Annotated in this window: 1 protein-coding gene; it reads right to left on the bottom strand. The window is 66.6% G+C overall.

The window, feature by feature from the left end; all coding sequences use genetic code 11:
- Positions 1-344: Ig-like domain-containing protein (locus GM298_RS23405; protein ID WP_266155414.1), on the bottom strand; the 344-nt coding region annotated here is incomplete at both ends.

Below are 344 nucleotides of genomic sequence, written 5' to 3'. Positions count from 1 at the left end.
CCGTTGTCGTAGATGCTGATGGTGCCGCCCGCCACGCCGCTGCTGCCGCTCAGGGTCGGGGTGGTGTCGTTGGTGACATCGCCCTTCTGCAGGTAGTCCGCGTGCGGGGCCACGTCGTCATAGACGGTGTCCAGCGTCGGTGCCTGCGGCGGCACGGTGGCCACGTTGATGATGTACTCGCCGGACGGACCGGAGACATTGCCCACGCTGTCGGTCTCTTTCGCCGTCAGGGTGTACTTCCCGTCCGGCAGCGGGGTGGTCGGCTCCAGGGACCAGGTGCCGTCGGCCTGCACTTTCGCGGTGCCAATCACCCTGTCGCCGTTATAGACGGTGATGGTGTTGCC

The organism is Enterobacter sp. HSTU-ASh6, from assembly GCF_026319105.1.
GTDB classification, from domain to species: domain Bacteria; phylum Pseudomonadota; class Gammaproteobacteria; order Enterobacterales; family Enterobacteriaceae; genus Enterobacter; species Enterobacter sichuanensis.
Note: the sequence above shows the minus strand (reverse complement) of the source record. Positions and strands in the feature narration are given on the sequence as shown.